General features: G+C 36.6%; 14 protein-coding genes. 8 read left to right on the top strand and 6 right to left on the bottom strand.

All coding sequences use genetic code 11. The features are described 5' to 3' along the window. Positions 1 to 248 precede the first annotated feature (248 nt). On the bottom strand, positions 249 to 2,162 hold the full coding sequence (gene htpG, locus QWY87_RS12395) for a molecular chaperone HtpG (RefSeq protein WP_290291623.1): 1,914 nt from the start codon (positions 2,160 to 2,162) through the stop codon (positions 249 to 251). 234 nt (positions 2,163 to 2,396) lie between these two features. On the opposite strand from htpG, the gene QWY87_RS12390 reads away from it, so the two are divergent. Continuing rightward, on the top strand, positions 2,397 to 3,401 hold the full coding sequence (locus QWY87_RS12390) for a 3-oxoacyl-ACP synthase III family protein (protein WP_290291622.1): 1,005 nt from the start codon (positions 2,397 to 2,399) through the stop codon (positions 3,399 to 3,401). Between the two features lie 41 nt (positions 3,402 to 3,442). Here QWY87_RS12390 and QWY87_RS12385 read toward each other — a convergent pair whose 3' ends face one another. Further along, positions 3,443 to 4,747 (bottom strand): dicarboxylate/amino acid:cation symporter, encoded by a 1,305-nt coding sequence (locus QWY87_RS12385; protein WP_290291621.1) that lies wholly within the window; start codon positions 4,745 to 4,747, stop codon positions 3,443 to 3,445. Positions 4,748 to 4,898: 151 nt separating this feature from the next. Between QWY87_RS12385 and QWY87_RS12380 the strand changes: the two genes are divergently transcribed. Further along, positions 4,899 to 5,204, top strand: coding sequence for a DUF6787 family protein (locus QWY87_RS12380; protein WP_290291618.1), 306 nt, complete (start codon positions 4,899 to 4,901; stop codon positions 5,202 to 5,204). Here QWY87_RS12380 and QWY87_RS12375 read toward each other — a convergent pair. Genes QWY87_RS12375 through hemH form a run of 3 tightly spaced genes read right to left on the bottom strand, consistent with a single transcriptional unit; the run spans position 5,197 to position 7,073 of the window. Next, on the bottom strand, positions 5,197 to 5,463 hold the full coding sequence (locus tag QWY87_RS12375) for a hypothetical protein (RefSeq protein ID WP_290291616.1): 267 nt from the start codon (positions 5,461 to 5,463) through the stop codon (positions 5,197 to 5,199). The genes QWY87_RS12380 and QWY87_RS12375 overlap by 8 nt on opposite strands. A gap of 29 nt (positions 5,464 to 5,492) precedes the next feature. Beyond that, positions 5,493 to 6,044: a CopD family protein gene (locus tag QWY87_RS12370; RefSeq protein WP_290291615.1), complete on the bottom strand. Its 552-nt coding sequence runs from the start codon at positions 6,042 to 6,044 to the stop codon at positions 5,493 to 5,495. Between the two features lie 6 nt (positions 6,045 to 6,050). Beyond that, complete coding sequence (gene hemH / locus QWY87_RS12365) at positions 6,051 to 7,073, bottom strand: ferrochelatase (protein WP_290291613.1); 1,023 nt, start codon at positions 7,071 to 7,073, stop codon at positions 6,051 to 6,053. Positions 7,074 to 7,426: 353 nt separating this feature from the next. Here hemH and hemA point away from each other — a divergent pair, with 353 nt between their 5' ends. Genes hemA through hemN form a run of 6 tightly spaced genes read left to right on the top strand, consistent with a single transcriptional unit; the run spans position 7,427 to position 15,022 of the window. Next, entirely contained in the window at positions 7,427 to 8,677 is a 1,251-nt protein-coding gene (gene hemA, locus QWY87_RS12360; protein ID WP_290291611.1) for a glutamyl-tRNA reductase, read from the top strand. A 1-nt stretch (position 8,678) separates the two neighbouring features. Then, entirely contained in the window at positions 8,679 to 10,259 is a 1,581-nt protein-coding gene (hemC, locus tag QWY87_RS12355) for a hydroxymethylbilane synthase (RefSeq protein ID WP_290291609.1), read from the top strand. Between the two features lie 11 nt (positions 10,260 to 10,270). Further along, entirely contained in the window at positions 10,271 to 11,236 is a 966-nt protein-coding gene (hemB, locus tag QWY87_RS12350) for a porphobilinogen synthase (RefSeq protein WP_290291608.1), read from the top strand. 28 nt (positions 11,237 to 11,264) lie between these two features. Next, the gene (gene hemL, locus QWY87_RS12345) at positions 11,265 to 12,569 is read left to right on the top strand and encodes a glutamate-1-semialdehyde 2,1-aminomutase (RefSeq protein ID WP_290291606.1); all 1,305 of its coding nucleotides are present in this window, start codon (positions 11,265 to 11,267) and stop codon (positions 12,567 to 12,569) included. Between the two features lie 37 nt (positions 12,570 to 12,606). Continuing rightward, positions 12,607 to 13,632 carry a uroporphyrinogen decarboxylase gene (gene hemE, locus QWY87_RS12340; protein ID WP_290291604.1) on the top strand — a complete coding sequence of 342 codons (1,026 nt, stop codon included), beginning with the start codon at positions 12,607 to 12,609 and terminating at the stop codon, positions 13,630 to 13,632. A gap of 28 nt (positions 13,633 to 13,660) precedes the next feature. Further along, positions 13,661 to 15,022 carry an oxygen-independent coproporphyrinogen III oxidase gene (hemN, locus tag QWY87_RS12335; RefSeq protein ID WP_290291602.1) on the top strand — a complete coding sequence of 454 codons (1,362 nt, stop codon included), beginning with the start codon at positions 13,661 to 13,663 and terminating at the stop codon, positions 15,020 to 15,022. Positions 15,023 to 15,052: 30 nt separating this feature from the next. Here hemN and msrA read toward each other — a convergent pair whose 3' ends face one another. Further along, the gene (gene msrA, locus QWY87_RS12330) at positions 15,053 to 15,592 is read right to left on the bottom strand and encodes a peptide-methionine (S)-S-oxide reductase MsrA (RefSeq protein WP_290291600.1); all 540 of its coding nucleotides are present in this window, start codon (positions 15,590 to 15,592) and stop codon (positions 15,053 to 15,055) included. Positions 15,593 to 15,600: the final 8 nt, after the last annotated feature.

The raw sequence follows: 15,600 nt of genomic DNA, 5'->3' as shown, positions 1-15,600 counted from the left end.
TAACATAAAATATTTAAAATCCGATTGATCACTCAATCGGATTTTTTTATGGATCACAATTACTCATTAAGCTGAGGGGTCATTTAGCGATCACCTCGGAGGTGAGGTGCTCACCTCCGAGGTGATCGGAAGTGAAGGGGTGAGAACTGAACCCTTCACCTGCGAACCCTTCACCTCCGAGCCCTTCGGTAACGCACAAAAAAAAGGCCATCCTAATGGATGGCCTTTTAAACAATATAAAGTCTAATCTAATTGTTCATCAAATCATAACTTCTTTTAATAAAATCAGTCATTTCCTTTCCTTGTAATTGGTTTTGTGATAACCTGGCAAGGTCAAGGGCCTGATTGACATACTCAGTCTGCTTTCCTTTGGCTTTCAATATCTTTTGCATCAGATCGCTATTCGTATTCACCACAAGATTATACATCTCAGGGAATCCGCCCATACCCATCATTCCACCGCCACCACCGGTTTGCTGCATCTCCTTCATTCTTCTCATGAATTCAGGTTGGGTGATGATAAAAGGGTTTGATTTAGAATCCATTGGCTCCAACTGAACCGAATACTTTTCTTTCGGTACAATACCTTCAATAATTCCTTTTAGCTTCTCTTGATCGTCATCTGACAACTTAGAAATTTGATCCTCATCTTTTGGAATCAGCTTATCAATTGGATCAGCATCCACTCTGGCAAATTTAATTTTTTCGCCTTCACTTTCCAGCTTCTGAATCAAATGCGGTACAATTGGAGAATCCAATAGTAAAACTTCATAACCTTTAGCTTCAGCTTCTTCTATAAAACTATGCTGCTCATCTTTATTGTTAGCATAAAGGATAACAAGATTACCGTCTTTGTCAGTTTGCAAAGGTTTTAATTTCTCTTTCAATTCTTCAATAGTGAAAAATGCATCTTTTGTTGTTGGATACAAAGCAAATTTTTGCGCTTTTTCAAAGAACTTAGGCTCTGACAACATACCATACTCTATAACGATTTTGATGTCATTCCATTTTTTCTCAAATCCTTCTCTGTCATTTTTAAACAAAGAGCTTAATTTGTCAGCTACTTTTTTACTGATGTATGATGATATTTTTTTCACCGCACCGTCAGCTTGCAAATAACTTCTTGAAACATTCAATGGAATATCCGGAGAATCGATAACACCTCTAAGCATCTGAAGAAAATCAGGAACAATACCTTCCACATTATCAGTTACAAATACTTGATTTTGATATAGCTGAATCTTATCCTTCTGAACATCCATATTAGTGGTCAACTTAGGGAAATAAAGTATTCCTGTTAAGTTAAACGGATAATCAACATTCAAATGGATGTGAAATAACGGTTCTTCAAATTGCATTGGATACAACTCTCTGTAAAAGCTATTGTATTCCTCATCACTCAATTCACTCGGCTGTTTTGTCCATGCTGGATTAGGATTGTTAATAATCCTGTCAACAGTGATCATTTTTTGAGGTTCCTTTGTCTCTTTACCCTCTGCATCAGTAATTGTTGCTGGCTCATGCTCAGGATCAGCTACTTCTTCAGTTCCAAACTTAATTGGAACAGGCATGAATTTGTTGTATTTAGACAATAGCTCATTGATTCTGCTTTCTTCCAAAAACTCCAATGAATCGTCATCTATATGCAATATAATCTCAGTACCTCTGTCTTCTTTCTTTGATTTTTTCAAAGTGTACTCAGGTGAACCATCACAGATCCAATGTGCAGCAGCATCCTCTTCTCTAAAAGATTTGGAGTGTATCTCAACTTCTTTAGCTACCATAAACGCTGAATAGAATCCAAGACCAAAATGCCCTATGATTCCTGAATCATTCTTTTCATCTTTGAATTTGTCAAGAAACTCTTCAGCTCCTGAAAAGGCGATATCATTGATATATTTTTTCACCTCATCCTGAGACATTCCAATACCCTGGTCAATGATATGAAGTTTTTTCCCCTCCTTATCAATTTTAATTTCCAGTTTCGCATCATCAATATTACCTTTATACTCACCAATCGTTGAAAGGTGTTTCAATTTTAAAGTTGCATCTGTTGCATTAGAGATCAATTCTCTTAAAAAGATCTCGTGATCAGAATATAAAAAACGCTTAATTAGCGGAAATATATTCTCAACAGCTACATTTATTTTTCCTTTTGCCATAATTTCTTAGTTTATAATTTAATATGTACACCTTGCCTAATCAAATTAAATACCAAACCATCTATTATGACAAGATGACAGAATAATAATTTCAAACGGCCAGACACTGATCTGACTCACCTATGAGAATCCAATAAATTACTTATCTTTACTTTGCGGCTTTCCCGATGAAACTCAATGATTTTTTGAGGTTAAACCGCCATTAAAGGACAAAAAAATAAATTTATTCTACACATGTATAACTCTAAGATAACCGGACTCGGTTTTTACGTACCTGACAATATTGTTACCAACGATGATCTATCAAAAATGATGGATACCAATGATGAATGGATTCAAGAACGAACCGGAATCAAACAAAGACATTGGATCAAAGAAGGAAGTAATGAGACTTCCTCTACGATGGGAGCTAAAGCTGCTGAAAGGGCAATCGAGAAGTCTGGTTTAACTAAAGACGATATTGATTTTATCATATTTGCTACCTTAAGCCCTGATTATTATTTTCCTGGCTGCGGCGTGCAAATACAAGACATGCTTGAAATGGATACGGTTGGTGCTCTGGATATAAGAAATCAATGCTCTGGTTTTGTATATGCACTTTCTACAGCTGACCAATTTATCAAAACCGGTATGTATAAAAATATACTTGTAATCGGCTCAGAATATCACAGTAACGGACTCGATAAGACAACCAGAGGAAGAGGTGTTTCGGTAATTTTTGGTGATGGAGCCGGCGCATGTGTACTCTCAAGAACTGAAGACAACAATAAAGGTATACTATCGTCACATTTACATAGTCAGGGAAAATATGCTGACAAATTAATTGTAACATCGCCAAGTATAAAACATTGGGTACCCGAAATCATCAACGCTGAAGAAGAAGACATTTCTTATTTCCCTTATATGGACGGAACATTCGTATTCAAAAATGCCGTGGTTAGGTTTAGTGAAGTGATCATGGAAGCTTTAGCTGCAAATCAAATGCAATCTACAGATATTGATTTATTCATTCCACATCAGGCTAATTTGAGAATTGCCCAGTACATACAGCATAAATTCAAACTGAAAGATGATCAGGTATATAACAATATCATGAATTATGGAAACACTACAGCTGCTTCTATTATTATTGCTTTAAGTGAAGCATCTGAAAAGGGCCTAGTTAAAGAAAATGACATCGTTCTTCTGGCTGCCTTTGGTAGCGGCTTCACTTGGGGAAGCGTACTCATAAGATGGTAATATTCAGTCATAAAAAAAAGCGACCCTAGGGCCGCTTTTTTTTATGATTTTTGATAATCGTCATCCCAATCGTGAACTTTTGGCTTTCCTAATTTCCCTTCAGATTTGGCAATCAGCATAGAAACCGTCGCATCTCCGGTAACATTGACTACTGTTCTACACATATCCAGTGGCCTGTCAACCGCAAAAATAAGCGCCAATCCAGCTTCAGGAATTCCGGCTTGGGCCAATACAATAACCAACATAACCATTCCTGCCCCAGGCACAGCTGCTGAACCAATACTGGCTAAAGTTGCCGTAGCAACAATTCCTAACTGTACACCAAGAGACAAGTCCATACCAAATGCCTGAGCAATAAAAACGGCTGCAACAGCTTGATACAAACTTGTTCCATCCATATTAATCGTAGCCCCGATTGGCAAAACAAAACTTGATACCTCTTCATCAACACCAAGATGCTCATGCACTCTTTCCATCGTAACAGGAAGCGTTGCTGCACTCGAACTTGTAGAAAAGGCTAATAATTGAGCGGGAGATATGCCTTGCAAAAACTCCTTTGGCTTTTTCCCGGTAAAAATCAAAACCAAGACTGTATAAAATACAATCATGATAAACAAACCAAAAACCACTGTTAATGCATACCACCCAAGGGCTTTAAAAAGATCTGCACTTGGCGACTCAACGATCAATGCAGCTAATAAAGCAAACACACCATAGGGCGCAGCTAACATGATCAGGTCTATCATTTTTAATATAACCTCATTAAAACTATTGAAAAAATCTTTGACCGGTTTAGCCCTATCTTCAGGCAGTAAAATAAGCCCTACTCCAAAGAAAACGGCAAAAAAGATAACCTGTAACATATTCCTGTTTTCCCCAGCAGCTCCAATAATATTGTCTGGAACCAGATCGACTAACGCTTGCAAAGGCCCGCTATTTTTTTGCGCCGCGGCTTCATCTTTATATTTTTGAGTGTTCTCAGAATAATTGGACACCATTTCTGTTCTTGTTGCCTCAGTTATTGAATCACCAGGTACAACCACATTAACCAACAATAAACCTATACTAACAGCCACCACAGTTGTCAGTAGATAAATCGATATGGTCTTCCCTCCCATCTTAGACAGCTTTGAAATATCCTTCAAATCGGATACACCAGAAATTAAAGACCCTAATATCAAGGGCACGGCAATCAGCTTCAAGGCATTTATAAATATCGTCCCAAAAGGTTTAACCCAATCCTGAACAATCTCCTTTCCACCTGAAAAACTAACCATAAGGAAACCAAAAGCAACCCCAAGTACCATTCCTAACAATATTTTCCAGTGTAAAGCTAATTTCTTCATATGCCTAATTATTTGCGGGAAGATACTAAAAATATCAGTTGTTCTTTGCAAGAAAGATACTACACCTGCTAATTTTGAGCATCCTATATTTAACAGTCAAAATTTGCTCATTTATATATTATACTTACATTTGCCGAAAATTAGGATTATAATGGAGAAATTGAAAAAACGATGGGGAATAAATTCAAATTGGCAGGTAATTGCCATTTTCATCGTATTCGCAATTAATGGTTCATTTGCTGCTTGGGTAGCGGGGCCAATAACCAATTTCTTTGGGTTAAGTGCCGAAACAACGAAACCATATTTTCTTTATATCGTTTTGAGAATTCTATTGATCTTCCCTATCTATCAGGTCACTTTGCCTCTTGTGGGATGGGTATTTGGCCAATTCACTTTTTTCTGGAATTTTGAAAAGAAAATGCTTCAAAGAATGGGTTTAGGCCGCTTTATTAAGTAGGCTTTACTTTATTCAATAAGTATACGTAGCACCAGGTTAAAGTAAAAGACGGGAAAAAATCTAATCCCGGAATTGCTTCTTCGACAAATGAAATCAAACCCCCAATCTTACCTACATTTCCCTTATACAGTTTGATCATTAAAAATGCTGATAATGGGGCCCAAACTATATCTATTAAAGGAAAAATATAAGATGCCATTCCTATCACATCAAATAAGATTCCGAGTAGTAATTTTTGTTTTTTACTTAGATCTTCCATAAAAAATGAGCGCTAATGATTAGTTTAATTTACTGGTTATCCCAGCTATTTTTCGCTCTGATTTGCTTGTATAGCTTAATGCCTAACATAAGCAATACTGAAACCCCAACAATACCAACAACACCAAAAACCCAACCTAATGTTGTTTTCAAAACCACTAAGAAAACGCAGGCAAACAGTATGATGGTAGCCACTTCATTCCATATCCTTAAGCCGTTCGAAGAATAATTCAAATAACCTTTAGCAATCTGATTATACATCATTTGACAAGATAAATGATAAGCAAACAACAAGGCTACAAACACCAATTTAATTAGCATCCAGTTTGCCTCTAACCAATAAGGCTGTAAGATTAATAACCATATTGCAAATATTGTAGCCAGCACTGCTGAAGGCCAGGTGATAATATACCATAATCTTTTGCTCATCAGCGCATATTGATCCTTAAGAATCGTTTGACTTGGCTCTTCTTTCTCTTCTGCTTCTTTATAATAAATAAAAAGTCGGATAATATAAAAAAGACCTGCAAACCATGTGGTTACAAATATGATATGCAATGATTTAATGTATAGGTAAGTCAATATACTTTATTTAGAATTCCAATCTCCTATCCATTTCTTAACAACCTCAACCCAGGCTTCACTCTCATTCAAACAACTTATATGCTTAAACTCTTCTCCTCCAAAGGCCAGAAACTCTTCCTTTCCTTCCATGGCAATTTCTTCTAAGGTTTCCAAACAGTCGGCCACAAAGGCAGGTGTTATAACCGCCAATTTTTTTATTCCTTGCTCAGGCATGGCTTCCAATTCATGGTCAGTATAGGGTTTAAGCCAAGGGTCTTTTAACAATCTAGATTGAAATGAATTTCTATAGGTTCCTTCTTTTAAACCTAATTCTTTCACCATTCCTTTTGTCGTCTCGAAACATTGATGCCTATAACAGGTCTTATGTGCTTCTGAGCTAACTTCACAGCAAGTCCCATCCAATTTACAGTGAGACCCTGTTGGATCACCTTTAAAAATATGTCTTTCTGGAATGCCGTGATATGAGAACAAAATCTGATCATAATCAAATCCATTTAACTGTTCCTTCATATTCTCACTCATCACCCTAATATATTCCGGGTCATTATAAAAAACGGGCTTCACTTCTAATGACATATTCTTAAAAGACGCTTTAATAAGGTCTTTTGTTTTTTCCACTACTGTCTCAAAAGATGACATGGCATAATGCGGATACAATGGTATCAAAAACACCTCTGTCACATCCTGTTCCTTCAGTTCATTCAATGCCTTCTCGATACTCATAGAACCATATCTCATGCCCAATGCAAGAGGCATATCCAAATTTAGCTTCACTTTGTCAGCAAATCTTTCTGAGATGACCACTAAAGGAGAACCTTCCTTCCACCATATTTTTTTATATGCAGCAGCAGATTTTTTTGGCCGAACATTTAATATAATTCCTTTTATGAGTAAAAACCGCTTCCAATACGGAATATCAATTACTCTTTCATCCATTAAAAATTCATCCAAATAGCGTCTGACATCTTTTACTTTGGTACTATCCGGAGAACCCAAATTAACCAATAACACACCTTTCTTTCCCAAATTAAGTTTCTTTAATTTTAATAATTTTCAGTGGTAAATATACTAGTTTTCAATTTTGAAATTGAAGCATGATGAATTTTTTTTAAGCAATACTTTGAAAACTTTTATCGTTATTTTTTTTATTTCAAACGATATCTTTTCCAAACCTATCTCTCTATTTTTGCTTCGTACAATTATTATAGTATTTATGAAACCGCCTATACTTATTGTATTCCACAATGTTTCTTGATATTAAAAATGACAAATTGGAATGTGATATAAATCATGGTTTAAAAAATTCTTATAGCGTAATTTTGGTTTGAAATTAATGAATGTAACGATTACAAACCTCGATTCCTAAGATTCATCCTGATATGACAAAAAATTCAGATTGCAAAAAATTCTATGTGATTGGCTTAAATTACAAAAAGGCTGACGTTGTCACCCGAAGTAATTTTAGTCTCAGTAAAGAGAATCAAAAGCTACTCCTTTCAGAAGCGAAATTGCAAAACATAAACAGTGTTATCATATTATCTACATGTAACAGGATTGAGATTATGGGATTTGCGAAACATCCTTTCCAATTGATTTCTTTACTCTGTAAGTATTCAAAAGGTACTGTTGAGGATTTTGCCAAAGTTTCATATGTATACAAAAATAGCGATGCATCTGAACATGTTATTAGGATAGCTACCGGAATAGACAGTCAAATCCTTGGAGATTATGAAATTGTAGGTCAACTTAAAGATGCTTTTAATCTTGCTAAACAAGCAGGCACCTTAAACGCCTATCTTGAAAGACTCTTTAATGTTGCGCTTCACGCCAGTAAAGAGACAAAAAACAAGACAAGTTTAAGCTCTGGAACTACTACGGTTTCATATGCAGCGATTCAATATATAAAAGATCATTACAGTAAAAAGCAACCCCAAAACATTTTAGTTTATGGCTTAGGTGATATAGGCCAGAGCACAGCAAGAAGTTGTTCAGAATATTTAAAGGCACATACAATCACGGTGATCAACAGAACAAATTCTGTTGCACACGATCTTTCAAAAGAAGTTGCTATTAATGTAGCCGAACATGACGAACTAAGAGATAAAATAAATGATTCAGATATCGTAATTGTGGCTACAGGTGCTGCTAATCCTACGGTATTGAGTGATATGATCCCGGCCGATAAAAAGCAATTGATTATAGATCTTTCTATACCAAGAAATGCAGAGCCTCAGATAAATGAACTTGAAAACACTAATGTTATTGATGTAGATGTTTTATCGAAGAAGACTAAAAAAACTATTGAGGAGAGAAAAAAACAGATCCCTTTAGCAGAAGAAATTATTCAAAAATATAAATCTGAATTTTACGAATGGCTGATGTTCAGAAGAAGTACTCCCGCCATAAATTCTCTTAAAAAATCTCTTGAAGTCATCCAACAAGATGCCATTTCTACACATTCTAAAAAGCATCAGCAAATGAATGAGGAACTTCTTGAAAATGTCACATCGCAGATGATTAATAAGATCGTATCTAAATTTGCGATGCACTTAAAGTCTGAAAACACTCAAGCTAACCAGAGTATTAAAGTGATGAAAGACGTATTTGATTTAGAGACCACAGAAAACTAATATGAAAAAAACTATACGAATTGGAACCAGGTCCAGTGAATTGGCACTTTGGCAGGCGAATACTGTCTCTAATCAACTCATTTACTTAGGGCATGAAACAGAAATCGTTAAAATTGATTCTATTGGAGATTCGGTTTTAAACAAGCCGCTTTACGAGCTTGGGACAACCGGTGTTTTTACCAAAAATCTCGATGTAGCCTTATTGAATGACAAAATTGACATCGCAGTTCACTCTTTAAAGGATGTTCCCACTGTTTTACCACAAGGAATTGTTCAGGCTGCAGTGCTTAAAAGAGGTTTGCATCATGACATTCTGGTATTAAAAGATAATGAAGAGTTCTTTACCCAGAAAACAGCCACTATCGCAACAGGAAGTTTAAGACGAAAGGCACAATGGCTTCACAGATTCCCACATCATAACATTACTGGTTTAAGAGGAAATGTAAATACAAGATTAAGAAAGTTAGAAGAAAATGACTGGAACGGTGCCATCTTTGCAATGGCTGGCCTGAAACGAATTGGCTTGTTACCGGATAATTTACTTAAACTAGACTGGATGTTACCGGCACCTGCTCAAGGAGCGGTAATGATTGCTGCGCTGGAAAAAGATACTGAGCTCTTAGAAGTTTGTGCTGAATTAAACGACAAGGAGACTGAAATGTGCGTTGGAATTGAAAGAGAATTCCTGAATAAACTTGAAGGAGGTTGTTCTGCTCCAATCGGAGCTTTGGCAATGATAAAGGATGAAGAACTTAAATTCAAGGGTGCACTTTTTGGACTAGACGGGAAACAGAAAATAGAATTTTCAAAAGCAGTTCCTGTAAATCACACTACTGATATTGCAAGTTTTGCCGCCTCTTATATTCTTGACCGAGGTGGGAGAAAATTAATGCGTAAAATTGGAGAAGTAGAAAAAGACATCAATATTTTTTCAACTAAGAACCTATCAATTGGTCAAAAAAGCGCTTTAAATCAAGAGATTGGTACTGACATGAGTGATTTTATTACCATACGTTTCAATCGTTTGAAAACAGCGGTAGTAAAAAAACCGATAAAACACGTTGTTTTTACGAGTCAGAATGGCGTAGAAGCCCTTTCAGACAGCTTTATGGCCGATGAATTAGACTTTGAACATATTTATTGTGTAGGAAGAAGAACTAAAAGACTCATTGAAAGAAAAATAGGAAAAGTAGCGCACGTAGAAAACGCTGCCGGAAAGTTAGCCGATTATCTTGCTGAAAATATAAAAGGCGAAGAAGTAACCTATTTTTGTGGAGACAAAAGACGTGATGAATTGCCAGGTATACTCGATAAAGCTGGAATAACTTTGAATGAGGTTATCGCTTATAAAACCTTGCTAAGCCCAAATAAATTAGGTAAAAAATACGATGGCCTTCTCTTTTTTAGCCCTTCGGGTATTGAAAGCTTTTTAAGCGAAAACATTATTGGAGAAGAAGTGGCTTTTTGTATAGGAAATACAACTGCTACGGAAGCTAAAAAACACTTTAAAACAGTAATAGAGGCTAAATTACCGTCAGTTGAAAGTGTATTAAATTCGGTTAATGCTTATTTTTCAAAATAAACACATTGATTATGAACAGAACCAGGCGACTTCGTAGAACAGATAATATCAGAAGGCTTGTAAGAGAAAACAGCCTTCAGCTCAATGATCTTATTTACCCACTTTTCATAGAAGAGGGAAAAGATATCGAAACAGAAATAGTTTCAATGCCGGGAATTAAAAGGTTTTCACTGGATAAGCTATCCAAAGAACTGGATGAAGTTTCAGCTTTGAATATTCCTGCTGTATTGCTTTTTGGCATCCCTAGCTCAAAAGATGAGATTGGATCCCAAACATGGAACGAGCAAGGAATAATTCAAAAGTCCATTCGCTTTATTAAAAAGCATTACCCACAACTTTATGTTATTACTGATGTGTGTTTTTGTGAATACACGAGTCATGGACATTGTGGTATCATTCACGATAATGACGTTGACAATGATGCTACATTGGTCAATTTAGCCAAACAAGTTGTCTCGCATGCCAGAGCCGGAGCGGATATGGTTGCTCCTTCAGGAATGATGGATGGAATGATTGCAACAATACGCGAAGCACTTGACCAAACTGGATTCCCGAATCTGCCGGTTATGTCATATGCAGTGAAATATGCATCTGCGTTTTACGGACCTTTTAGAGATGCTGCAGATTCAACCCCAAGTTTTGGCGACAGAAGAACCTACCAAATGGACCCTTCTAATCGAGATGAAGCCCTGAGAGAAGCTAATTTTGATGACCAGGAAGGCGCTGATATTTTAATGGTCAAGCCAGCACTCTCCTACTTGGATATTATTCGAGATATAAAAAATAACTTTGACCGTCCGGTTGCCTGCTATAATGTGAGTGGAGAATACTCAATGATAAAAGCGGCTGCTGAAAAAGGATGGATCGATGAAGAGAAAGTAATGATGGAGAGTTTACTCTCAATGAAGAGAGCCGGAGCTGATATCATTATTACTTATTTTGCAAAAGACGTTGCAAAATATTTATTAAAAAATTAGTAAAATCACAGAAGGAAACTATAAAAAAATGCACTTAGAAAAATCTATAGAACTCTATACTAAAGGTCAAAAAAATCTTGTTGGAGCAGTAAACTCACCTGTAAGAGCTTTTAAATCAGTAGGTGGCTTTCCGGTATTTATCGACCATGCAAAAGGAAGTAAGATATTTGATGTAGACGGTAATGAATATATTGATCTTGTCTTATCCTATGGGCCAATGATCTTAGGTCATCGTCATGAGAAAGTTGAACGATCCATAAAGAAAGCCTTAAAAAAAGGTTATAGTTTTGGAGCCTCAACCAATAAAGAAATCAAATTGGCAAAAATGGTTTGCGATGCATTTCCGGGAATGGACAAAGTACGTTTTGTCAATTCTGGAACTGAAGCTGTATTAAGTGCCATACGATTAGCAAGAGCTTATACCGGATTCAATAAAATTATCAAATTTTCAGGTTGTTATCACGGGCATATGGATGCCTTATTAGTGGCAGCAGGTTCTGGATTGGCTACCTTGAGTTTACCAGGCAGTGCTGGTGTTCCTGACGAAGCGGTAAAAAACACTTTAATTGCCGAATACAATAACCTTGACAGTGTCCAAAAACACATTGATGAGAATCAAGATATTGCGGCTGTAATTATTGAACCTATCGCCGGAAACATGGGCGTTATAGAACCAAGCCAGGAATTCATCCAAAAGTTAAGATCTATTACACAGGAAAAAGGGATTCTTCTCATCGCTGATGAAGTCATGACAGGCTTTAGGTCAAAATTTGGCGGAGCACAAGAATTACTTGGAATTCAGGCTGACATTACCTGTCTTGGAAAAGTTATAGGAGGAGGATTTCCTGTAGGTGCTTACGGGGCGAGAAATGAGATCATGGAAATGGTTGCGCCACTAGGTGCCATGTACCAGGCAGGAACGCTTTCAGGGAACCCGATTGCAATGGCTGGCGGAATAGCAACTTTAAAGGAATTAAAAAAGCAAAATCCATATAAAGCATTTAATAAGAAAGCTGATAAAATAAAAAATATGTTATTATCGGCTGCTGAAAAACATGGGGTTGCATTACAGGTGAATCATTTTGGCTCAATGATTAATCCATTTTTTACAGATAAAACGGTTACTGACTTTAGTTCAGCACAGTCTTGTAATACAGATAGTTTTAAAGTTTTCTTTTGGCAAATGATGGAACATGGCGTGTTTTTGCCACCTTCACAATTTGAAGCCTGGTTCCTATCATCTGCTTTGAGCAAAAAAGACCTTAAAAATATTGAGATAGCTATAGATATAGCAATGGCCAAGGTCTCAGAAAAACAAATAGAAAAAAAGTAATTGACAACAAAATTGTTGTAAGACACGAAATATAATTATGATCAAAAACGATTTATACTTAAGGGCCTTAAGAGGCGAAACTGTTCCGAGACCACCCGTTTGGATGATGCGGCAAGCTGGCCGGTATTTACCTGAATTTATAGCCATTAGAGAAAAATATGATTTTTTTACCCGTTGTAGAACTCCAGAACTCGCATCAGAAATTACGGTTCAACCCATCCGAAGATATGGTATGGATGCAGCTATTCTCTTTTCTGATATACTTGTGGTGCCTCAGGCTATGAACATTCCCTTTGAAATGAAAGAAGGTCTTGGTCCTTATCTGCCAAATCCTATCAGGTCACAGAAAGATGTTGACCAGACAATCGTTCCTGACATCAATGAAGAATTGGGTTATGTTATGGATGCCATCAAAATGACCAAGGAAATGCTCAACGATGAGATTCCTTTGATAGGTTTTGCAGGCTCCCCTTGGACCGTTTTTTGTTACTGCGTTCAAGGCCAGGGATCTAAATCTTTTGACAAAGCCAAAGAATTTTGTTTTACACAACCTATAGCGGCACATCAATTACTTCAAAAAATTACGGATACAACTATTGCTTATTTGAGAGAAAAGGTGAAAGCGGGAGTTGACGCTGTTCAGATTTTTGATTCTTGGGGAGGCATGTTATCTCCAACAGATTACCAGGAATTTTCATGGAGATACATCAAACAGATTATTGATGCGCTTCACAATGAAGCCCCCGTCATAGCATTTGGAAAAGGTTGTTGGTTTGCCCTTGAGGAAATGACAAAGTCTAATGTTTCAGCCCTTGGAGTTGACTGGACGCTAAGTCCGAAAATAGCAAGAAAATTGACCAATAATAGTGTGACCTTACAAGGAAACTTAGATCCTTCAAGATTATTATCTCCTCCGGCCGAAATCAAGAAGTTAGTAACAAACATGATCAACGAGTTTGGTAAAGATAAATACATTGTAAATTTGGGCCATGGTATTTTACCTAATATCCCTGTAGACAATGCAAAGGCCTTTATTGACGCCGTAAAAGAATATGGGGCTTAATCGCCTTTAATGAAAGAAAGAAGAAAAAATGAACAAGGAACTCATCCAAAAATACAATATACCAGGACCCAGATATACGAGTTACCCAACGGTACCTTTTTGGGACAAAGAGGGAATCTCTATGGAACACTGGAAAGATTCTACAGTTAAAGCTTTTAAGGAAAGTAATGACCAGGAAGGGATCAGTTTATACGTTCATTTACCTTTTTGTGAAAACCTCTGTACCTTTTGTGCTTGTCATAAAAGAATTACAAAAAGACATAGTGTTGAGCAGCCATATATCGAGACTGTATTGAAAGAATGGGACCTCTACTGTGATCTTTTGATAGATAAACCGAAAATAAGAGAGATTCATCTAGGAGGAGGTACACCGACTTTCTTTTCTTCTGAAAATCTAAAAAAATTAATTGACGGTATTTTTAAAAGGGCCGAAAAATTCGAGGAATTTGAATTAAGCTATGAAGCACACCCTAACCATACCTCTGAAGACCAGTTACAAACTTTATATGACTTGGGCTCGAGAAGAAACAGTTTTGGTATTCAAGACTATGATCCTGTGGTTCAGAAAGCCATCAATCGAATCCAAAGTTTTGAGCAAATAGAAAAAATTCATAAACTCTCTCAAAAGGTAGGCTATACTTCTATTAGTCATGATTTAATCTTCGGCCTTCCGTTTCAAACAGAGCAAAGTATCAGAAACACCATTAAGAACACTATAGAGCTTAAACCGGATCGAATAGCTTATTACAGCTATGCTCACGTACCGTGGATCAAAGGAGTTGGTCAACGGGGATTTGAAGATAGTGATCTTCCTAAGGATAAAGAAAAACGTCATTTATATGAATTAGGAAAACAACTTTTCTTTGACGCAGGGTATGTTGAAATCGGTATGGACCATTTTGCTTTACCTACAGACTCTCTGTATAAAGCCATGGAATCTAAGAAATTACATAGAAATTTCATGGGTTACACAGCTGGCAAGACCGAACTTATGATTGGTTTGGGGATGTCTTCGATAAGTGATTCCTGGTATGCCTTTGCGCAAAATGAGAAAAAAGTAGAAGACTATACTGAAAAGGTAAATCAAGGTATAATTCCAATCTTCAGGGGCCATTTACTCAGTGAAAATGACCTTATCATCAGAAAACACATTCTTAATTTGATGTGCGATCTTGAAACAGAATGGAATTTGGATCTCGATGAGGATACCAAAACAGGCATTCTGGAAAGATTAAAGGAGATTTTTGATGATGGGCTTATAGAAATTTCGGGAAACAAATTAATCGTTAAAGAAAAAGGACGGATGTTTGTCAGAAACATATGTATGGCCTTTGACTTAAAGCTGATTGATAATAAGCCTGAAACCAGAATTTTTTCTATGACAATCTAATTTCTCTGAAAATCAAATCCGAAACAAGACTTATTTGGTCTTTGAACCATATTTTTTCATGAATTTATCCAACTTAGGATTAATTACTGCCCTGCAATAACCTTGATTCTTATTGTTGATATAGTAATTTTGATGGTACTCCTCTGCGTCATAGAAAATATCAAAAGCAGTTATCTCAGTAACGATAGGATCTGAATAAACACCTTCTGCAGTCAACTGTTCAATTATTTTAACCGCATCTGATTCTTGTTCTTTATTATGAAAAAAGATAGCTGATCTATACTGCGTACCAACATCAGCTCCTTGTCTATTGAGTGTTGTTGGATCATGGGTGTAGAAAAACACATCTAATAATTCTCTGTACGAAATCACCTCAGGGTCATAAGTGATTTGAATAGCTTCGGCATGTCCGGTTGTTCCTGTACAGACCTCCTTATAAGTGGGGTTTTTAACTTCCCCTCCAATATATCCGGGTAAGACAGTTTTAACTCCTTTTAACTGCTGAAAAATGGCTTCTGTACACCAAAAACATCCATTTCCAAAGGTAGCCACAGCCAATTGATTGTTCATAGTTTTAT

It is taken from the genome of Lutimonas halocynthiae, from assembly GCF_030409835.1.
Classification (GTDB): Bacteria; Bacteroidota; Bacteroidia; order Flavobacteriales; family Flavobacteriaceae; genus Lutimonas; species Lutimonas halocynthiae.
The sequence above is the reverse complement of the archived record's forward strand: the minus strand, read 5'-3'. Positions and strand labels throughout refer to the sequence as shown.